We start from the raw sequence: 18790 nt of genomic DNA on the forward strand, positions 1-18790 counted from the left end.
CTCCTCATTCCTCACAAAAACGTTCCTCGATAAGCCGCTGCTGTCACGCGGTTATTCTCTTAGCTAAAGACGGATGGTGGCTGACAGTAACTGCGGATGCGCCGGCGTCTACGAGATCCGTGACGAGGTCTTCGAGGGCGATTGTTTCGTTTCTTCGCGGGGTTGGTTCCCGGTCTTCGCGCACGAATGCGCGTACATTCTCGATACCCTCGTCGATCGAGACGGGGTCAAGACCTTGCAGGTTTTCCGGCACGGCGACCGGGATGCGGCGATAGGTGTGAAAGCCCCCGCCGTCGATTCTGGCGATGCCGAACTCGGCTAGGAAATCATCACCTTCGATCGTCACTCCGGGAGTCGAGGCGACGTATTCGTCTACCTCTTCTGCTGTACCAGATGGAAGGCTGGCGATGACTTGGAGGCAGCCCTTTGCGAGCGCGGTTTCCGGAACGGCGATGAAGTCAGCGCCGTAGTCTTTGAACATTCGAAGATACTCTTCGAGTTCGACGGGATCGTACGTCTCCGTGAGAAGACGTTCGATGACGTCTTCTTTGGTCTCGTCGTGCCGACGTCGGTTGTTTAGCACACCGACGATGGGCGGACTGAGTCTGATTGCTTCTTTGCTTATGTGGGTGTTTCACCCAGTCATCCGTAGTGACGTTATTAATAAATGGGTTAGGGAATTTTCGTCTAAGTCGGCTCTCTGTCCGTCGGTTTGGGAAAGATAGGCGAAAGGTGGTTCGATTGAATTTTGCGATAGTGGAAATCCGGGGCAAGCGACGGCCCGTCTTGATCTGGATCAATGGAAGATGATCGCTTCAGAAGCAAGATGAAGCGGGATTGGCTGATTGAGCTCTCGCGTTAGTGGAAATCGAGAGATAGCGCCGGGATTATTCGAGTGTCATAGCGAGAATCGCCACACTACGCCGGGATAAGGAACTGGTTCGGGTGTACTCTCAGTTCTGCTTACGCACTGGCCTCATCATCTGACCACCCCGTAGAGGTTCTGAGTGCGGGGTTTTCAGCACTGGTCGGCGCATTCTTGTGATTTCCACCGACTCATGTGATTCACGGGAATTTTCAGCTACTCTGCCCTTTCGGACGAGGGTATTTCCCGGAGTTGCCAATACACAGGCGCGGAATGAGAGGAATTTCACTCGGTGGGGCGATAAGCGCTTCACTCGGGACTTCGCTCGGGAGAACAGGAGGTGAGCCGAGATGAGTGAGACGCTACGCGCAGCGACATTCCTCGACAAGGGCGGGACCGGAAAGACCACCGTCACTTCGCATCTCGGCGTCGCATGCGCTCGGCAAGGACACGAAGTATTGCTTATCGACCTAGCCGGAAAGCAAGGCGACCTCGGAAAGCAGTTTGGGATTCACGAGGACTATCAGAGGGAAATCGAGTCGGAAGACGCGTGGCCGAATATCTCGACGGCGTTCAGATCAGAATGGTCGTCGATCACCGAGAAGTTGGGCGAAGATGTCGTCGAGGAGTTCATCCATAGAACCGGGGAGCGGGTTGACGTTATACCAGCACATCCGGGGCTGGATTCTCTTGACGCGGAACTCGCCGAGGTTGGGGATCCACGAGAGCGCTACACGCGTCTTAATGACTTTCTCGATGAATACATCGATCCCCTCCGGTACGATCTGGTTCTCATAGATCTACCGGGAGTCACGAATAATATCACGTTCAACGGACTGTGCGCGGCGCAACACGTTATCGCGCCCGTCCAGCCGACGAAGTTTGGTATGAGTCAACTTTGCCGATTAGAAGACGACCTTGAACGGATGCAGGATCGTCTAGGCACCCAGATCGAATTGACGATGGTAATCCCCACGGCTGTCGATCTCCGGACGAAACTCGCAGACCGGTATCTCGAGACATTCAGAGAGGAGTACTCGGATACCGTCGGCCCGTGGGGGATTCCAAAGAGTCAGGATATTCGGAATTCCGCGGCAGAAGGCCACACCGTTTTCCGTCTTGAATCGCCTTCCAAGACAGCGAAACAGTCGCGTCAGGCGTTCATCAAGGATGCCGAGGCGCTCGTCGATCGCCTGCAAGCGTCGGAGGTGGAGGACACGTGACTGACGACGACGAGTTGGCAGAACTCAGAGTACGCACGGACACCGGAGACCGGTTAGATACAGTAAATGACCGTGAAGGCGACGAAGTTGACGACTCGGGGTCTGAAACAGATTCTGACGAAACTCCGGAGTCAAACACTGGAAAAAAGTCCGCAATGGATCCGTCTGAAGGTCAGAACAAGGGTCTAGATGGTGGCTCTGATACCGATGCGTCGCCTGTTGAGGAGGCATCGTCTGACTCCAATGCGAAAGATGAGGACCCGCTGGTAGCCACAATCGATGCCAAAATAGACGAATTAGAGGGTCCCGAGACGGGTGTTCATATTTGGGGCGAACACCTCGCGGCCACGATCGCTGTAATCGAATCAGATCCTGAGCTGAAAGAGGAGGTTATTGCATCGTTAGAATCCCGGAGAGGAACGGAAATAGATGTAGAGAGTCAAAGCGAGTTTCTCGGCCATATTCTTCACGTCGGGTTGGAAGAAGTCGCACCAGATGTCGTAGCAGCACTACGAGAGGCGACAAAGCAACGCGCTCTGCGGGAACTATAGACTACCGCCTCGATAATTCGATAATCAACAAGAGGTTCTCTGTTAGTCGTTTTGAATGATCTTACGTTCGTTGTTCAGAGAGGCGAACCAAGAGGGATCTTTAGAAGGTGACTGAGAGACTTTCTGAGCGGTTAATCAAGAGGAGTTTCGAGTGATCCTGCGAGAGGACGGTCGAAAGCTCTTTCGAGAGGAGTTTCGAGTGAAGCGTCGAGCGGAAATCCTTTTGAGGAACTACGCACTTATTTTCGGAAGTATTTGTTAAAACAACTTGGTAATTAGGGGTATTGTCTCGGTGTAAGCGGGTGTCGATTACACCCGATTTTCTTACACTGGATTCAGTTTCCGATTACAATGATGAGTTCTGGCTCATAAGCCTTTGATCCGGCGGTGTAATCTCGACGAATATCCCGGTGTAACGTCCGATAATATAGGGGTCTTGTCTGGGGGTATTGGAACCCCTCAATTCATTTGTCTCCTATCGTATACATCTGCTTGTAAAGTCGCGTGATCGTTTCCATATCAGATATCCCGGGGGTCTCGAATTCAGCACCCTTGACGCTCTTGCGAAGATAGGTCCTGGCGTTCTCCATCGCTCGTTGGTTCGGGTTGAGTGGGTAGTTCTTCACGTCCAGCTCGATCTCGTCGTGTTCGACCCACCAGTTGATGCACTGGTTAGCCAACTTACGGTTCTGGAAGACGTAGAAGATATTCCGACCGGATTGGGAAGTGTGCCGGTACTTATCGAGGTACGCCTCGTAGTCTCGGTGCCAACAGAGAATTTCGGCGGCCCAGCCGACTCCGTCTTTTACAGCGTGGATATCACAGCGCCGCTGACTCCCATCACCGGGGTACATCTCGATAGAAGTGTATCCCCATACCTCGAGAGCATTCCGAGTGAGTTCAACACCGAAACGATGGGTCAAGGATTCGTTGAGATCGCCGACGAGTCCTCCGGTGTAGTTGTAGTAGTCTGGAACGTAACCGGCCCAATTATCGTCTTGAGCAAGATGCTCGTCGAGGAATTTGCGGGCATCTCGACCGGGTGCCCAGCTGATTTGTCTTTTATAGAGGCAGGTTGATTTGAGCCAATTTTCGGTGACGAGTCTCTCATACGCGGGCTTGTATGTTGACTCCCATTCTTCTTGATCGATTCCTTTGTAGGCCCTGAGTAGGGAGAAGATCTCTGGGGGCTGGGTCTCTCCGATTTTTGTTCGACTGCCATCGGGGAGCTGGATCGGGACGGCGTTGTACCACCAGCCGATAACTTCGAGGATGATTATCTGTGCGGGTGTCAGGTCGTCAGGGTCGCGGTGGTTGTGGCGAGGCACATAATTGTGTATTCGACATCAGACGGATAAACCCTCGTAGGGGCGGGGTATCGGGGCTGAGACGCCGGTTTTCTACACGAGACTATGGAAATCAGAAGCAAGCGCAGAGGTGGAAGCTCTGACCGAGAGATATCTAGCATAAATGCTTGGATTTTTGCGTCGCTGTCAGGCGATTTGACCAAACTCCTGAACGTAGACTGTTTTTAAGTTACCAGTCCATACCGGAAGGTGCAACAGTTCGGTCGAAACACACCTATGGCACCACGTACTCAGCGCATCGATCCGCCCGAGCCGATTGCCCACTCTCAAGTCCCTGATCTCGAAGTGGGCCGTCCCCGAGTTGTTCGTCGTAGTCCACGTTGCGTCGAGGGCCACCGAGAGGCGGACGATGTGATCACCGAGAGAGCGATGCCCTCCGTTCCGCGGAAGCTATCTCGGTATTCACTTTTGTGCGCGCGCTTTGGACAGCAGGACCATCAGGGGGACTGTCCTGTCCAGAGCGAACGAGTTCTCCGATCCGATACGCGGCAACCTGACCGCCTCTCCCGTGTGAGCGCTGGCCTCGGGATCCAGCCGCCCACACAAACCCGGAGGGAATCCCAAAACCAGATCCGCGTATCGAGCCCTCACCGGCGCTCTGAACGCGTCGGCACGCGCACGAATGAATACGCACCTGACGATAGACCGAATCACGACGCCAAATCGTATCGTCTCCAAGTCGCCACGTAATCCCGAAGCCACGGCTGATTTCCAGTCGCCTCTCGTACGGTTCCCGATCATCGAAGTCGAGTACGGATCCCGGAGAGGTGAGCAGCGTGAGTAGCGCGGCCGAACCGGGAGACGACATCCCGGAGGAACTCCTCGACGCGGTCGAATCAGTCCTCGGTGACAAGGTCGAGGACGTCCTCGAGGAACTCGCCGATGATTCACCCGACCTCGAGCCGTACACCCCGGAGTCCGCAATCGACGAATTCCTCGAGTCGAAGCGCGGAGACACCGTCAAATCGACGCGTGAGTCCTACCGGACCAGCCTCGCTCATTTCGTCGAGTTCTGCGAGCAGAACGACATCAACGAGATGAGCGAGCTCACCGGGAGCGACCTCACTCGCTACCGAACCTACCGGCGCGAGGAGTCTTGCGAGGAACCGCTCGCACCCAAAACGATGAAAGACGAGCAATGGCTGATGAATGCCTTCATCAGTCACCTCGAAGCGATCGATGCGGTCAAGCCCGAGCTGAGTGATGCCGTCAAAATCCCCGACATCGACGAGGAAGAGGAAGTCCGCGATGAACACCTCCCACGCGAGCGGCAGGAACAGATCATCGACTACCTCGAACAGTACCGGTACGCGACTGCCGAACACGTAACCTGGCTTCTGCTCTCCGTCCGCGGAGTCCGCCGCTGCACCGTTATCGCCCTCGACGTCGAAGACTTCGATCCGGAGGAACGGAAACTCGAACTCCATCACCGGCCCGACCAGGACACCAGACTCAAAAACGCGAGGAAAAGTGAGCGACATCTCAGCCTCCCGGAGCACGTCGCCGAGGTCATCGAGGATTTCATAGAGAACAACCGCCACGATGTCACCGACGACTACGGTCGTCGCCCACTACTCACAAGCCGATACGGTCGTCTTTCACCGTCCACGATCGCCAAATACGTCTACAAATGGTCGCGCCCGTGCGTAATCCAGGAGGGCTGCCCGCACGGTGAAAATCCAGAAGACTGCGAAGCGATGGAGAACGCAGACGCCGCTTCGAAATGCCCCAGCAGTAAATCGCCCCACACCGTCCGGAAGGGGTATATCACGCACCACTGCAAGGAAGGGTTCCCGCTCGAGTTCCTCGCCGAACAGGCCGACGTCAGCGAGGATATCCTCCGGAAACACTACGATCAATCCGGCAAGGACGACAAGCGCGACCTCCACGAACGAATCTTCGACGAATTCTACGGTGACGACGAGGACGGGTTCTACGCGTAGCCTTCCTCTCTCGTCCCAGTAGTCTCGCCCACCGTACCACGCGGTGAACCGATGCTGCCCTTCAGAATGATGTCATCAGCGAACGAACCGAATTCGGAAGTCCCAGAGGTACCGCATCTGAAACCAAGTCAGATCAAAGAGCTTCGACACGCCTGCTATCAGATCGACGCCCCTCGATCCCTCCAGACGACGCTCGAGGCGCTCGTTCAGATCCGATATGACACTGGACTTCGACTCGTCGAATCCCTCCGGAGCATGTGGGATTGGATTTTCCTCGGCGAAGAGGCTCTGGCCGTTCCACTATGGGCCCTCAAATGCGGAGGCTCCAGAGACGGAACAATCGCGTTCGATCTCGGAGCGGACACGGTTCGCACCCTCGCTACTCTCGCACGTGATACCCCCGACCGAGCCGATCAGCCTGTCTTCACTAGGGCGGACGGCCGAAAGCTGGAACCCGAACTCGCTCGACATCTAATCATCACCGCAGCATCAGCCAGCGGGATCGAAGCTCACCAGGGTTCGGGAAAACGCGTTGAGCCTAGCGAGTTCCCGTCGCAGACACTCCGAAACAGTACAGCCTACCGACTACGCGTCGTTGAGGGTTACTCACTCGAAGATACCAGCGGTCGCCTCGGGGATCCCATCCTCGAAATCACAAGTCGCCGATACGAGTTCTGGGACTAGAGATCCTCAGAGTCACCGAGGCGACGCTCCCATCGATTCGACGCCTCGACACTGAGTAACTCGGGAGTGGAGGTCCTGATTAGTCGGGAGTCGTGGCAAAAGCCCGGGCGGAGCGTCACTGCTGCTGGGCTCGCAACACTCAGCGTGACGCGTTCGCTCTGGGAGACTCTGGTAAGCCGACTGCGGATGCGGCCTGCTAACTCCAAGCGTACTTAAGTGACCGTGAGTCTCGTGTAGATGATTCGATATGGCTACAGTCGCACTGGACATCGAGACGGTTTCACCGGGTTCGAACGACGGGACCGACGTTGATTTCCTCGATTCACGCGACTTTGAGGTCCTCTGTGTTGGTCTCGGGCACCGCCTCTCCCCGAACTCGGAGATCGAGATAGAGGTCATCTGGCGGCCAGGCATCCATGACGGCGATGAGTATCAGCTACTCGCGGAGACAGCTGAGTGGCTTCATGACCGCCATTACGACCGAATCTTGACGTATAATGGAACACGGTTTGACGAGAGACATCTTCGCGGTCGGGCAGCGATCGTCGGAGATCGCGTCGGAGATCCGTCCCTCGCTGACGTAATCCATCAAGCGTGGGAACAGGGGATTCATCGGGATCTGATGTTCGACATCATCCGAGATCGAGGACATCGTCTCTCGCTAGAAGATGCGGTCGAACAGTATACGAGAACCAGTCCATCGAGCGTTGCATGGGAGGGCGAAGAGGTCACGAATACAGATATCCCAGTTCTTGGTGAGGAGTGGCTCGCGCATCGAAGCGGGCTCACTGGTTTAGGCGAACAGGGTAATCGGCTCCAGAAAACACTCGAGGCATACGTCAGAACCGATATTGAGCCATTATTCGAGCTGGCAGATGAGCTCTCAAATCGCTAAGCGCCAATCCGTTTTCCGGGAGTGACGAAATTCGGCTACAGAACTGCCTCTAACTCGCTCAGATCAAACAGCGACCAATTGTCGCCGACGTCCTCAGCCAGCCCATCGACGAACCCGCTCTTCGAGAACAGCGCGAATTCCTCATCTCGCGTTTCTGGCCCCCATCGAACTCGCTCTGCTTTCTCGTGGAGCTGCGAAACTAGTGACTGGCCAACCGGCTCGTTCGTCCATTTACACTCTGCAAACAGAATCCGGTCGGCATCCGGGCCGAGTCCGACGATGTCGATCTCGTCCTCACCGTACCACCACCGCCCGACCTCGGAATACGACTCGAGTTGGCCACGACGGATCGCTTCCCAGACGACCTCCTTACAAACGTCCTCGAACGTCGTTGCGACGTGGTCGGGGAGATTCGGCTCGATGGTACCGTCGTAGACGACGTCGGGTGCTTCTTCGATGCTGGAGCGATTCGGTTCGACGAACCGGAACCAGAACCGGAGGAATTCGTCGGCGACTTGGTACCGCGACCGCTTGGATTGCTTTGCCGACGCCGTTACCGGCACCTCGCGGTCGATCAACCGCAGCCGCCGGAGGGTCTGGAGGTACTTCGACAGCGGGCCGACATCGATGCCAGTCGCCCCCGATATCACGTTGGGCGTCGTGTGGCCGGTTGCGATCGCCTCGAGAATACTTATGTATCGCGCGGGATTCCGTAACTCAGTGCGGAGCAGGAACTCGGGCTCGTTGTAGAGGACGGCTGTCGGGGAGAGAATATGCGTCTGAATGTTCTTCTTGAGAGGTTGGTCGTAGTGGAAGAGAGTGAGATACATCGGTGTGCCACCCGTGACCGCAAACGACCGGATTGCGTCCTCGATATCGTAGTGGATGACATCTTGGGCCTGCTGGAAGGAAAACGGCTGCACGTCGATTTGGCCCGTGCGCCGGCCGTACAGTGGACTCTCGTGACCGAGGACTTCTGACTCCATCGTGCTCACGCTGGAGCCACACAGTACAAGCATCGAATCGGTCTCCTGGAGTTGTTCATCGACAAACGACTGGAGGTAGGACGGGAGAGAGTCGTTCTCCTCGACAAGGTAGGGAAATTCGTCGATGGCGACAATGAGTTGTTCAGTGGCGAGTTTCTCACCGAGGTACTCCAAGGCCTCGTCCCAGCCGTCGATGCGGGGCACGCGGTCGTCAAAGTAGTCAGCGACCTTCTCGACGAACTTCTCGCGCTGCCGGTCTTCTGCTTCCTGGGCCGCCAGGAAGTAGATGTGCGGCCGGCCGGTACAGAACTCCTTGAGGAGCTCGGTTTTCCCGACGCGCCGCCGGCCGTAAACCACGTAGAAGTCGTGGTCCGGTGACTCGAACGCCGTGTCGAGGGCGTCGAGCTCTTCCGTCCGGTCGTAGAAGGTCATACTCTGAATAATGATTACCACGATAATGATTTATATGTTCCTCCCGGGCTCACCGTCACCCCCATCTTCATGAGCTGCTGATCGCATTTTACCGCCATGGCAGGTGCGGCGTCGCCGCTCTCGGAACCGCGCGTGTTGGCACACGCGAAGCGCCGCCTGTTCCCCGATGATACCGAGGAGGGATATGCGGTCGTGGATACCCAGTTTTAGTCCGATCAGTGGCTCGCTGACGAGTCCATCGATCCGGACATCACCGACGAACTGGCACCCTTCAACCACGTCCAAGTCGGCTCCGGCTATCCGGACCTCGTGGGTGTTCGGCTGCTGAGCGACGAGTTGCTAGCCGTGGAACGCCTCGGCGACGACCCACCGCTGGTAGTCGTCGAAGCGAAAGGCCACACGAACCGAACCGATGCCGACGTCGAGCGCGGAATCGTTCAGGCATACGACCGGCTCCACGAAGCGAACGCCGCGTACGTCGCAGTCCCAGCGAACACCGTCTCGCAGTCCGCCCAGACACTGGCCCGGGAACTGAACGTCGGCATCCTCGGCGTGACTCCTGACGGCACCGTCGAGCCGGTCGAAACCCCGCGCGTCGTCGGGAACCGAACGACGACGGAGACCACGGCCATTCGATTCCAGGCCAGTGCGCAAGGCGTCGCCGGCAAGTCGTTCGGCCTCAATCATCCGAAGAACTACCTCGCGTATCCGCTCGCCGTCTACCACGAACGAGACACAGAACAGGTCCTCGCGGAGTACGTCGTGCGCGCCACTGATGACGCCCAGACTGGGGCGACTTTCCTGAACCTCATCGACGACCAACCCGCCTCGACTCGGCTGACACCCCTCGGCCGGGAGGTCGTCCGGTTCGCGCTCCGGGAATACGGGTCGGTCGATGCTGCGCTTCAGGTATTCGACGGCTGGAAGCGCTCGCGGGAGCGCTTCTGTGACCTGGCGCCGAAGTGGGGGATGCTCACCAGACGCGTCGTCTATGACTACCCGGCGACGCAGTTACTCGTCGAGGAACTCCAGCACATACACGAGGACAGGCATCTGAGGCTTGCCCTCTCGCTCGACCGCGCCGAGTTCCTCGGCGCTCTTCGAGAAACTCGGAGGGAAACAGTGTAGTGAGCCGACGCATAATATGGGGAGAGGAGCCGTTGTCGTGCACAGACTCCACTTCCTCATCCTCTCGTAAAGAGGTAATAGACCATTCGTGCTGCGATGACTCATAAAATGAGGGCAACCACTTCCGGCGAACGATAGTCACCGGAAAGTATTTTCTCTATGATCAGCAGTGGAGGACACCAAACCGTCGTCTCTCTGCTGGTGGCGATGCGCAGCGTCCCAGTCTTCGAATATGCCGTAGTCCGTCATTGTCGTCATACCAGCGATTGCAGCCCGGAGATTAATTCCGACCAGCGGAATATCGGCAACTGTCACGATTACATCCGCTTGAACTACGACACCCTCGCGTAACATTACGTCAACAAACTCGACTATCGCGTGTGTCTCGCCTTTCGTTGGCTCCATTACTCTGCCCCGATATCTGGCGCAAACGTATATGGGGGCCATGGCCCCGTGAATCGAATCTCTACTCCGTCCTGTTCGACGATTGTATCTAATCGATCACCGAGGGCAGTTTCGTTGTTCTCGTCTGCAAGAACGGCTACCCGCAGGATCTGTTCCTGAGCAGCAGATGAGTGAGTATCATCGGAGAGCGTGGAACGCGATTCCTGTTCGGCGAGGTCGTTCACGACCGGCGTGATCGTCTCCGTCAATTGCTCTGCGAGGTCTGTCCGTTGATCTTGTTTCAGCTCTTGAATGCGCTTCTCATATTGTTTCTCAAGCAGGAATCGTTTCCCTGCACCCGCTTGCTGCTGGCGCTGTTGCAATTCCTGAAGCCGGTCATCCTGCTCCGTAATTCGGCCCTCAAACGGGGACGGGTCCCACAACAGGGTGATGCGGTACTCCCACATACCTGCAAACGACTGTAAGTCATCGTGGATGCTCTCATAGTGGTCGGCCAACCAGTGTTCGACACTTGCATCACCACCCTCAAGCACTGTGTCAAACCGCATCGGCAACGGTGTCCCGAATACGTCACTCGCCGCATCAACCACCTGCTGGTGAGTGACCACCCATTGCTTCACCTGATCGAGATCGTCTGTCTCGTAGACTATCGCACAATCGTGGACAACAGCACCGATCCCGTCAGTCTCAATGACGTAGACGGGAGTCTCATCAATGCCCGTCGTGGAGAGTGTCTCCGTGTCCGAGGCAGTGGTATCAACCACGCAGTACAGATAACGCCCCTGCTGGAGAGGTTGTTCGTCGTCCGTCGCTGTGGTCTGTGCGTCGTCCAGTGATTGAGAGTGATCCGTCATATGTCGTCGCCCTGTCCGTGTGCTGATCGCCGGGACGAGTGTGTTTCGTGCTCGGACAGCTGGTCAATCGCGTCGCGGACGACGTGGTCGAGATCCTGCTTGAAGTCGGATACGTCGTCGTCGATGTCTTCCTGCTGTTTCAGCCGCTTGAGTTCGTCTTCTAGGGCCTGCAATTGCTGCCCTAATTGTTCGATTTCTTCCTCCGAGAGTGTTTCCGATTCCATCCGACGGACGGCTTCTCGTTCGAGGGCCTCAACCAGCAGTTCGATAACAGTTATAACCAGTGCTGTCAGGCCACCTTGGATATCATCGGCGTCGTCATCAAGAGCCAGTTCCATATTTAGTCACTCTGCTCCGACGATGAGGGTGCTGTCGGCGAGGGGCCATCCGACGGGGGGGTTGTAGATTCAGTCTCTGACGAGGACCCCGTCTCAGCGCCGGACTCGGATGGGTCTGATGAGATATTCGCAGCAGATTCAACGCGCTCCATATCTGTGCCGGTGGGGAATTCGAGCCCGTATTTAGCCGCTGTTTCGAAAGAAGCAATCGCGGCCCGCAGCTCGATCCCAAGCAGTTCCGTATCGCCAACGCTGACGACGACATCGGCGTTGACGACGACCCCCTTATCTAACAGCATCTCCAGCATCTCGGCGAGATCGCCCTGCGAGCGCGTCGGTTTTGGGTCACTCATCGGTTTGGTCCCCGTCAGCGTCACGGTCTGACGGAGTCGTGGGGCCCTCCGAAGCACTGGCGGACTCCGCGGTGTCGCTTGTTGTTTGCTGGTGGAGACGCTGTCCGTATAAGCGCTCGCGGCCTGCCACATCCGAGTATTTCGGAGTTTTCGGAACGGTCGAGTGAGAGTTCCGAACCGCATTTTCCGCGTTCGTCTTCTGCGGCGGCATCGTCGAGTGTGCCGTTGGATTCTCGACGCCGTCCTCATCATCATCTGTATCATCACGTCGGGCTTCCGACTGCTTCCGGTTGCGCTTCCGCCGTTGGGCGAGTTTTTCCCGCTGTTGGAGCAACTTCCGGCGGGCTTTGTCCCGGTTGATCTGGGCTTTGACCCGTGCTTGTTGTGCTTTCTGCTCGTGTTGTTGCTGTTGTTTGTCACTCATTGGTCGTCCCTCCATTGGAGTCCGATTCGCGCGAGACGCGAATTTCGAGTACCTGGTTATTGATGGTCATATCAGTAATTGTCATCTCGGACTGGTCAAGCGGAATCCGCTTCACCTCGTTCTCATTGATCCGAAGGATCAGGGCTGGCTCATCAGCATCGAGGTCAACATCTACGTTATCCTCGTCAGCCACGCCAGGCAGATCCGCAATCACGATGAGTTCGTCGTCACTCGGCCTCTCACGGGTTTCGATAGGTACCGAATCCTCTGTCGCTCGCTGGTGACGCGATCGCCGTTCGGAGTGCGACCGATGCGGTGATGACCTCGTATTCGATGATTGATCACGTTGTCCCAGCCCGATGGAAACATCGTAATTGTAATCGATACGGCTTGTTCCGCGGTCAATCTGGCCTGACCCACGGCGGTGGCCCGCTTCCTCCTCGTCGATCTCGGCGAGTGTCTCAAGAAGGGTACGCAACTGGTCAAGCAGACCCGTCGGCTGGGTGGATGTATTGTCGCGTTCGTCGTCGGACGTATCGTCGTTGTTTTTGTTGGGTGGCATTATTGTTTAACCTCCATGCGGCCGCGCATTTGCTCTTGGATCTGTTGTGCTATTTCGAGTTGTGTCTCAAGCTCTTGCTTGCGCTGCTGGTATTCTTCTTCGGATCGCTCACCAATCTCATAGAGGAGGCGGTTCTCCTTGATATCGTCCTGAATTGCGTCGGTGTCGTACATTTCGTCAAGTGCCATCGTATGCAGGATATCCAGCAGCGAGAGAAACGGTTTCACCAACAGATCGTCCACGAGGAACATGCATTATCGACCTCCTTGTTGTTCGGCCCCGATATGGATATCCACAAAGTTGTATGGGGGCCACGGGCCCGTGTACTTGATGGTCAACTCGTCGTCATACTCTGCTTCAATCTCGTCAATCGCGGCATCGAAGGCGTCACGTTGGTCGCGGTCCACGAGGTACGATTTGTTAACGATCAAGCGATCCGTGAAGAGATCGTTCTCTGTCTCGTTGATGCTCAGCTCTGTCAGTCGATCTGTGACGGTGGCTTGGATGTCTTCCTGAGAGACCGCGTTGTCAACAGGCGCGAGTATCTTCACCCCGAGTTCAACGGTTCCCTCAATATCGTTGAGCGTACTGCGCAACGCGCGTCGTGCGCCCCGTAGTACGCCTTTGAGCGTGCGCTCGTTTTTGAACGCCATCCCGAAACTCATCGGCACGACGGTGCGTCCACCATCGTACTCCAGTACATGTTGGAGGACGGTGTTATGTGCCTCCACGTCCTCATCAGTCCGGTCAGGCTCAGTCGTGTCGATGTCGGACACGACAGCGGAGAAGTTCTTGTAATCGACCGTGTAAATCCGGTCTGCGCCAGCGACGCCTTCTACATTTAGCTCGAGGTCTTCCTGTTCAATGATGCCGTATGTGTATAGGTTCTCACTCATCGGTCTCACTCCAGTGGGATTGGGATTGTGACTGATTGGCGTTGCAATCGGTCAGGGCCGTCTTGAGGACGAACGAAAACAGCAGCAACTGATCGGCCGCGTGGTCTACTCGGGTTAATGCTGCGTCAGGATCAGAAAGGCGATACACTTTGCGCTTGCTCAATTTTTGCATTTCAAGAATACCGTCGTCTGCAAGGCCACTTAAATGCGGATATACTGTACCAGGACTCAGGTCCGTCCCAAACAATCGCCGAATATCTTGTAACAGTTCTTTGCCGCAGGCGCCATCCCGCACAGCGATCAGCAGGAGGAGAATCGCGTCGATGTGTTCGGTAACGATCTCATCACTGATCGTGTGCAGCTGGTCATTGTCAAGCCACCCGTCTATCGGAACGACCGCGTCATCAGTCAGCGGCGTATCCGTGTACCGTTGCGCCGCTCCTTCATCATGCGGCTGGTCTTCGTGAGCTGACGTACCGTCGGAGTCGATCACCGATTCGAGATCGGATACTGTGAGCGAGAGTGTGGCGTCGGCATCGATGTCCGCGGTGAGTTCCTCCAGCAGGTCGTCCATTGTTAGACCATCTCCGTGAGCGTGATCTTGGGGATCGACTCTGACTGGCTGATGCCGATGCCGAGCAGAGGCGTCAACGGGTTTTCGCCATACAGGATGATGGCGTCACCGGACCGTTCCAGCCGGAAGTGCATATCGGCAACCCGATCCGCTCGCGTGCGGAGTTCAGTACCTGGCTTGGTGATGAGCAGTGTCAGGTCGTTGTGGAGAGCGACATAATTCGCAAAGTCGCCCAGCCGGGTTTCGAACGCGTCCTGCGCCGTGTCCATGCTGATCACGTGCAACAACGGGTCTTCACTTTCTTCTCGCACCTGTTCAACGTAGGCCATGTATGGCTCGTACGCGAGTTGCCCGCCTTCTATGGGTGACTCAACATCCTCATCGATCGGGTTCGACTGGCCACCTCCTGTACCTGCATCCATCGAACGTGGCTCATCGGCCTGCTCATCTGTCTCATGTGCCGTCGTCGCTGCATCGGCCGGTGTAGTTGTCGCTGCCATCTCAGAAGCGGACGCATCGGTGTCGAGTTGGTCGTACCGATCTGCATCGTCAGAGGGGCCAGCGTATGTTTCGAACACGTGGCAGTAGGTATTGAAGACCTGGGGAGAGAGCACCGTATTGAGATCGTTGTGGAGTAAGCCGGGGCTGCCCTCCCGAGGCGGGACAACCGCAACGCCCATCTCCTGAGCAAGGAAGTTACGAATCGTCGGGAGCGTCAACACGCTCCACGCGTCACGAGAGAGATCAGGCCCAAGGTCGAGATGAACGACGCTGCCGCGGTTGTAGCCTCCCGAGAGGATACGGTCAAGATCACGGATGCCAGTCGAGAATTTCGCCTTCGAATTTGCCAGGGGATCCCACGTGCCATTCCTGGTTCCTGTTCGAATAGTTGGCAATTCGACTGGTGTGATCGCTTGGAACTTGCCGTCGGCAAGTGTCAACGGCTGTAAGCGGTTGCCGATTCGAACACCCCGAAGCTTTTCCAAGCGAAGATGCCGACGCGTTCGGCCGCGGTCGTCCTCTTCAACATCAAGGGTGACGATACCATCGACGATGTATTCAAGCGATGAGGACTCCGCTGTTTCTGACACCAACATCAAACGAATATTCTCTTCGCGGGCAAGAACGACCAGTTGATTCGTCACTGTCTCGATATCAGGGGAGTCGTCGTGGCGCGTCGCCAAGTACTCGTAGATGAGTTCCCAGCTGTCGAATGCGATTGTGAGTTGCGTGGTCGCGGCGTTGATCTCTTGGATCCATTCGAGTAACGAATCCAGATCGAGTTTCTCGAATGGCACGTCTACGTCCAGTGGGAGTTCGAATGGGTCTTGGGAGAGGTCAAGAATCGCGGTTGTGTCAAGTGAGGAGTGATCGTCGAAGTACATCTCGTGCACCGTCTCCTGATCAACGCGTGTGGACACGTAGAGGGCATCCCCATCCCGGTTCAACACATCGAGACCGCGGATCGTAAACAAGGTTTTGCCCGTGCCTGGTGCACCGTTGACGAGGAGCGTTTGCCCGGTATCACCCGTGAAAAACTGGCTAATCTCGCGCGGGAACAGCGCGAGCCCGGTGTGGTCTGTGGGCGGTTGAGCTGGATTGGATGAAGTCATTACGTTTCTCCAGTCGGTGGCGGGAGAGCACTCATAACAGGTCGGTGAGAATTTCTTCGTATACTGTCCTTACAAGGAGCTTTATGCTCCCCTTACTTAGAAGCACGACTCATTACAGAAGCTGAAACGATACATACTATTTTGTGACGAGCGAGAACAGTTGGAGATGGGTATACCCCAGATCACCAATGGCGCAGCCAGATTCCTCAAGCTTGGCAGAAGTCCTTGATCGCGTACTGGACAAAGGTGTCGTCGTGGACGTGTACGCTCGTGTGTCGCTCGTCGGTATCGAGATCCTGACCGTCGAGGCGCGGGTCGTCGCCGCCTCGGTGGACACCTTCCTCCACTACGCAGAAGAAATCGCCAAGATCGAACAAGCCGAACTTACCGCCGGCGTCGAGGCGGCTCCCGAGGCCTAACCTAGGCCTCTCCTTCGGCACGGCGTAAGAGAGGTGAATAGCTTGCACAACATACCATTAACACCCTTCTCGGGTACACAGTAATCCCATGAGTGTCACAGACAAACGCGACGAGATGAGTACAGCCCGCGAGGAATTCGCGGAGGCACAGTCCGAATTCGAATCATACGCTGACGAGTTTGCAGCTGATGTCGCGGCACAACAAGACGAGGTCAATAACCTCGTTGATGCGATCGGCGACTTCCAGGCGGAGATGACCGGCACGACAGATGCGTTTCACACCTATAGTGACGAGTTTGCCGTTGAGGTTGACCGGCTCCGTGCCGATATTGACGCCCAGCGGGACGTAATCCGTGAACTCCAGGACGCATTCGAGGCGTATGCTGACACCTTCGCTACAGATGTCGCAGACAAACAAGATATCGGCGATCTCCTGGCTGCGATTGAGGCGCTCCGAACGGAGATGAACACAACCCACGAGGCATTCGACGCATACGCAGACGATTTCGCAGCCGATGTCGCTGCGCTCCGCGATATCTCTGATCTGGTTGCAGCAATCGACGACCTGCGAGAGGAATTCATCGCCGTGCACGACGCATTTGACGACTACGCTGCTGACTTCGATGCCGAGATCAACCAGTTCCACGCTGCCACCGCGGACCAACGCGACAGCTTCGACGCGACCGCCGACGCCTTCGCAGAGTACCGAGAGGAGTTCCATGGCGAGGAGGTAGAAGCACTGCTCGAGGCGATCGAGGACTTCCAGCAGGAGATCGGCGACTTCCGAGCGGAGTTTGAAACGACTGAGGACGCCTTCGCTGCCTTCGCCCGTGACTTCTACGGCCACGAGATCACGGCCGAAGCAGTCGCCGCCGAAGCGGAAACCGAACCCGCCGAGACTGACGCGGACGTAGACGCGGAAGCAGAGGTCTCACCAGACGAAGCTGGCGGAGAATCCGCCGATACCGAGGACGAAGAGACAGAGTCGGTCGAAGTAGAAACGGCGGCTCCGGACGCAGAAAGCAGTCCTGTGGACGCGACAGACGAAGCTGAAGAGGGGAAAGCAGAGGAGGAGACAGAGGAAGAAGCGCCGGAAGACATAGTTGAGTGCCGGGTCTGTGGCGAATACTATCAGGCGATCACGGAACCCCATCTCCAGACGCACGATATGACGATTCAGGCGTACCGCGACGAATTCGGTGAGGAAGTCCCGCTTCGGCCGGATGATCAAGCATGACAGACGGGTCTCGGAAACGCAAAGTACGCGGCTCCCAGATTCGCTCCTCACACGACGAGAAGCAACAACAGCAAACGCAGCATCGAGAGGACAAGGAACTCGAGCGGCTCGAAAAGCAACATAACGGTCGTAGTCGAGAGTCACCGACTGACCGTGAAGGAGGGTTCACCCCTGAGGAACAGCCGTTCATCGAGACGGAGGCAGTCAAGCAAGTCCAAACGCGGATGGAACGGTGGCTCGATGTTGGGCGGCCTGTCCACGTGATCGGCCCCACCGGCTCTGGCAAAACCTCGGTAGCGATGCACGTCGCACGGGAACGCGACCGGCCGGTGGTCTGGATCAATGGCGACGCCGAGCTCACGACAAGCGACCTCGTCGGCGAATACGCCGAAAAAGAGCGGATCTCGGAACGAGACCAATTCATCCACAACGTTGTCAAAAGCAAGGATATCATCCGGGATCAATGGGTAGACAATCCGCTGACACTCGCCGTGCAAGAGGGCGCGACGCTCGTCTACAACGAGTTCTCCCGCACCAAGCCGGTAGCGAACAACGTGCTATTATCGGTCTTCGAGGAGGGCGTGCTTGAGTTGCCGGGGAAACGCGGTGAATCGCGCTACGCCGATGTCCATCCCGAGTTTCGGGCAATCTTGACCTCCAATTCCGTTGAGTACGCCGGTGTCCATGAACCGCAAGATGCGTTGCTTGACCGGCTCATCGGTATCTACATGGATTTCTACGACCTCAAGACGGAGATCGAGATCGTTCAAGCCCACGTGGAGGAACTGGGTAGTACGGAGATCGACCAGATTGTGCGAGTGATGCGCGAACTGCGCGAGGAGCTTGATATCACTGTCGGCACGCGGGCCGCAATCATGGCCGCTGAAGGGGCGACTACAGTTGACACGCTTGACCAGGCGACCTTAGCCGACCTTTGTACGGACGTACTGGCCTCGAAAGTCGCCCAACGGAGTGATGTCCACGAGTTACAAAACGAAATCGAGTCTACGCTTGACGCGATGGGAGTCGGTCCTTCTTAAG

Annotated in this window: 21 protein-coding genes and 1 pseudogene; 9 read left to right on the top strand and 13 right to left on the bottom strand. The window is 56.5% G+C overall.

Annotated features, from left to right (window positions below):
• Positions 1–43 precede the first annotated feature (43 nt).
• On the bottom strand, positions 44–583 hold the full coding sequence (locus tag ACQUQ0_RS16440; protein WP_435186717.1) for a hypothetical protein: 540 nt from the start codon (positions 581–583) through the stop codon (positions 44–46).
• A gap of 632 nt (positions 584–1215) precedes the next feature.
• Here ACQUQ0_RS16440 and ACQUQ0_RS16445 point away from each other — a divergent pair.
• Positions 1216–2088, top strand: a complete 873-nt coding sequence (locus ACQUQ0_RS16445; RefSeq protein ID WP_435186719.1) for a ParA family protein — start codon at positions 1216–1218, stop codon at positions 2086–2088.
• Positions 2085–2639: a hypothetical protein gene (locus tag ACQUQ0_RS16450; protein WP_435186721.1), complete on the top strand. Its 555-nt coding sequence runs from the start codon at positions 2085–2087 to the stop codon at positions 2637–2639. The genes ACQUQ0_RS16445 and ACQUQ0_RS16450 overlap by 4 nt, the downstream gene beginning before the upstream one ends.
• A 464-nt stretch (positions 2640–3103) precedes the next feature.
• Here the strand turns inward: ACQUQ0_RS16450 and ACQUQ0_RS16455 are convergent, their stop codons facing one another.
• Complete coding sequence (locus ACQUQ0_RS16455) at positions 3104–3967, bottom strand: hypothetical protein (RefSeq protein ID WP_435186723.1); 864 nt, start codon at positions 3965–3967, stop codon at positions 3104–3106.
• Positions 3968–4782: 815 nt separating this feature from the next.
• Between ACQUQ0_RS16455 and ACQUQ0_RS16460 the strand changes: the two genes are divergently transcribed.
• The 3 genes from ACQUQ0_RS16460 to ACQUQ0_RS16470 all read left to right on the top strand — a co-directional run bounded on the left by ACQUQ0_RS16460 (position 4783) and on the right by ACQUQ0_RS16470 (position 7528).
• Positions 4783–5949, top strand: coding sequence for a tyrosine-type recombinase/integrase (locus ACQUQ0_RS16460; RefSeq protein WP_435186725.1), 1167 nt, complete (start codon positions 4783–4785; stop codon positions 5947–5949).
• A gap of 51 nt (positions 5950–6000) precedes the next feature.
• Entirely contained in the window at positions 6001–6633 is a 633-nt protein-coding gene (locus ACQUQ0_RS16465; protein WP_435186727.1) for a hypothetical protein, read from the top strand.
• Between the two features lie 247 nt (positions 6634–6880).
• Positions 6881–7528, top strand: a complete 648-nt coding sequence (locus ACQUQ0_RS16470) for a hypothetical protein (RefSeq protein ID WP_435186729.1) — start codon at positions 6881–6883, stop codon at positions 7526–7528.
• A 35-nt stretch (positions 7529–7563) separates the two neighbouring features.
• On the opposite strand, the gene ACQUQ0_RS16475 is transcribed toward ACQUQ0_RS16470, so the two are convergent.
• On the bottom strand, positions 7564–8946 hold the full coding sequence (locus ACQUQ0_RS16475; RefSeq protein ID WP_435186731.1) for an ATP-binding protein: 1383 nt from the start codon (positions 8944–8946) through the stop codon (positions 7564–7566).
• A gap of 96 nt (positions 8947–9042) precedes the next feature.
• Between ACQUQ0_RS16475 and ACQUQ0_RS16480 the strand changes: the two are divergent.
• Positions 9043–9993, top strand: a pseudogene (locus ACQUQ0_RS16480) (hypothetical protein); the annotation flags it as partial.
• 219 nt (positions 9994–10212) lie between these two features.
• Here ACQUQ0_RS16480 and gvpM read toward each other — a convergent pair.
• The 10 genes from gvpM to ACQUQ0_RS16530 are packed head-to-tail and all read right to left on the bottom strand — an operon-like array spanning position 10213 to position 16093.
• Positions 10213–10479, bottom strand: a complete 267-nt coding sequence (gene gvpM, locus ACQUQ0_RS16485; RefSeq protein WP_435186733.1) for a gas vesicle protein GvpM — start codon at positions 10477–10479, stop codon at positions 10213–10215.
• Positions 10479–11333, bottom strand: a complete 855-nt coding sequence (gvpL, locus tag ACQUQ0_RS16490) for a gas vesicle protein GvpL (protein ID WP_435186735.1) — start codon at positions 11331–11333, stop codon at positions 10479–10481. The genes gvpM and gvpL overlap by 1 nt, the downstream gene beginning before the upstream one ends.
• Complete coding sequence (locus tag ACQUQ0_RS16495) at positions 11330–11671, bottom strand: gas vesicle protein K (RefSeq protein ID WP_435186737.1); 342 nt, start codon at positions 11669–11671, stop codon at positions 11330–11332. The genes gvpL and ACQUQ0_RS16495 overlap by 4 nt, the downstream gene beginning before the upstream one ends.
• Positions 11672–11673: 2 nt before the next feature.
• Positions 11674–12024: a gas vesicle protein GvpJ gene (gene gvpJ, locus ACQUQ0_RS16500; protein WP_435186739.1), complete on the bottom strand. Its 351-nt coding sequence runs from the start codon at positions 12022–12024 to the stop codon at positions 11674–11676.
• Entirely contained in the window at positions 12017–12448 is a 432-nt protein-coding gene (locus ACQUQ0_RS16505; protein ID WP_435186740.1) for a protein gvpI, read from the bottom strand. The genes gvpJ and ACQUQ0_RS16505 overlap by 8 nt, the downstream gene beginning before the upstream one ends.
• On the bottom strand, positions 12441–13010 hold the full coding sequence (gene gvpH / locus ACQUQ0_RS16510; RefSeq protein ID WP_435186742.1) for a gas vesicle protein GvpH: 570 nt from the start codon (positions 13008–13010) through the stop codon (positions 12441–12443). The genes ACQUQ0_RS16505 and gvpH overlap by 8 nt, the downstream gene beginning before the upstream one ends.
• Complete coding sequence (gene gvpG / locus ACQUQ0_RS16515) at positions 13010–13261, bottom strand: gas vesicle protein GvpG (RefSeq protein WP_435186744.1); 252 nt, start codon at positions 13259–13261, stop codon at positions 13010–13012. The genes gvpH and gvpG overlap by 1 nt, the downstream gene beginning before the upstream one ends.
• Positions 13262–13264: 3 nt before the next feature.
• Complete coding sequence (gene gvpF / locus ACQUQ0_RS16520; RefSeq protein ID WP_435186746.1) at positions 13265–13906, bottom strand: gas vesicle protein GvpF; 642 nt, start codon at positions 13904–13906, stop codon at positions 13265–13267.
• Positions 13899–14480 (bottom strand): PadR family transcriptional regulator, encoded by a 582-nt coding sequence (locus tag ACQUQ0_RS16525; RefSeq protein WP_435186748.1) that lies wholly within the window; start codon positions 14478–14480, stop codon positions 13899–13901. The genes gvpF and ACQUQ0_RS16525 overlap by 8 nt, the downstream gene beginning before the upstream one ends.
• 2 nt (positions 14481–14482) lie before the next feature.
• Complete coding sequence (locus tag ACQUQ0_RS16530) at positions 14483–16093, bottom strand: gas vesicle protein GvpD basic region 2 domain-containing protein (protein ID WP_435186750.1); 1611 nt, start codon at positions 16091–16093, stop codon at positions 14483–14485.
• A gap of 188 nt (positions 16094–16281) precedes the next feature.
• Here ACQUQ0_RS16530 and gvpA point away from each other — a divergent pair, with 188 nt between their 5' ends.
• The 3 genes from gvpA to gvpN all read left to right on the top strand — a co-directional run bounded on the left by gvpA (position 16282) and on the right by gvpN (position 18789).
• Positions 16282–16512 carry a gas vesicle protein GvpA gene (gvpA, locus tag ACQUQ0_RS16535; RefSeq protein WP_435186752.1) on the top strand — a complete coding sequence of 77 codons (231 nt, stop codon included), beginning with the start codon at positions 16282–16284 and terminating at the stop codon, positions 16510–16512.
• Between the two features lie 88 nt (positions 16513–16600).
• Positions 16601–17749: a gas vesicle protein GvpC gene (locus ACQUQ0_RS16540; RefSeq protein ID WP_435186754.1), complete on the top strand. Its 1149-nt coding sequence runs from the start codon at positions 16601–16603 to the stop codon at positions 17747–17749.
• Entirely contained in the window at positions 17746–18789 is a 1044-nt protein-coding gene (gene gvpN, locus ACQUQ0_RS16545; protein WP_435186756.1) for a gas vesicle protein GvpN, read from the top strand. The genes ACQUQ0_RS16540 and gvpN overlap by 4 nt, the downstream gene beginning before the upstream one ends.
• The last annotated feature ends 1 nt before the right edge of the window (position 18790 follow it).

Source organism: Halobellus sp. EA9, from assembly GCF_051195055.1.
In the GTDB taxonomy this organism is placed as follows: Archaea; Halobacteriota; Halobacteria; order Halobacteriales; family Haloferacaceae; genus Haloquadratum; species Haloquadratum rubicundus.

What these genes read in the sequence shown, in the direction of transcription:
- ACQUQ0_RS16445 (WP_435186719.1), top strand. Translation starts at nt 1,216, where the DNA reads ATGAGTGAGACGCTACGCGCAGCGACATTCCTCGACAAGGGCGGGACC.
- ACQUQ0_RS16465 (WP_435186727.1), top strand. Translation starts at nt 6,001, where the DNA reads ATGCTGCCCTTCAGAATGATGTCATCAGCGAACGAACCGAATTCGGAA.
- ACQUQ0_RS16470 (WP_435186729.1), top strand. Translation starts at nt 6,881, where the DNA reads ATGGCTACAGTCGCACTGGACATCGAGACGGTTTCACCGGGTTCGAAC.
- ACQUQ0_RS16475 (WP_435186731.1), bottom strand. Translation starts at nt 8,946, where the DNA reads ATGACCTTCTACGACCGGACGGAAGAGCTCGACGCCCTCGACACGGCG.
- gvpM (WP_435186733.1), bottom strand. Translation starts at nt 10,479, where the DNA reads ATGGAGCCAACGAAAGGCGAGACACACGCGATAGTCGAGTTTGTTGAC.
- gvpL (WP_435186735.1), bottom strand. Translation starts at nt 11,333, where the DNA reads ATGACGGATCACTCTCAATCACTGGACGACGCACAGACCACAGCGACG.
- ACQUQ0_RS16495 (WP_435186737.1), bottom strand. Translation starts at nt 11,671, where the DNA reads ATGGAACTGGCTCTTGATGACGACGCCGATGATATCCAAGGTGGCCTG.
- gvpJ (WP_435186739.1), bottom strand. Translation starts at nt 12,024, where the DNA reads ATGAGTGACCCAAAACCGACGCGCTCGCAGGGCGATCTCGCCGAGATG.
- ACQUQ0_RS16505 (WP_435186740.1), bottom strand. Translation starts at nt 12,448, where the DNA reads ATGAGTGACAAACAACAGCAACAACACGAGCAGAAAGCACAACAAGCA.
- gvpH (WP_435186742.1), bottom strand. Translation starts at nt 13,010, where the DNA reads ATGCCACCCAACAAAAACAACGACGATACGTCCGACGACGAACGCGAC.
- gvpG (WP_435186744.1), bottom strand. Translation starts at nt 13,261, where the DNA reads ATGTTCCTCGTGGACGATCTGTTGGTGAAACCGTTTCTCTCGCTGCTG.
- gvpF (WP_435186746.1), bottom strand. Translation starts at nt 13,906, where the DNA reads ATGAGTGAGAACCTATACACATACGGCATCATTGAACAGGAAGACCTC.
- ACQUQ0_RS16525 (WP_435186748.1), bottom strand. Translation starts at nt 14,480, where the DNA reads ATGGACGACCTGCTGGAGGAACTCACCGCGGACATCGATGCCGACGCC.
- ACQUQ0_RS16530 (WP_435186750.1), bottom strand. Translation starts at nt 16,093, where the DNA reads ATGACTTCATCCAATCCAGCTCAACCGCCCACAGACCACACCGGGCTC.
- gvpA (WP_435186752.1), top strand. Translation starts at nt 16,282, where the DNA reads ATGGCGCAGCCAGATTCCTCAAGCTTGGCAGAAGTCCTTGATCGCGTA.
- ACQUQ0_RS16540 (WP_435186754.1), top strand. Translation starts at nt 16,601, where the DNA reads ATGAGTGTCACAGACAAACGCGACGAGATGAGTACAGCCCGCGAGGAA.
- gvpN (WP_435186756.1), top strand. Translation starts at nt 17,746, where the DNA reads ATGACAGACGGGTCTCGGAAACGCAAAGTACGCGGCTCCCAGATTCGC.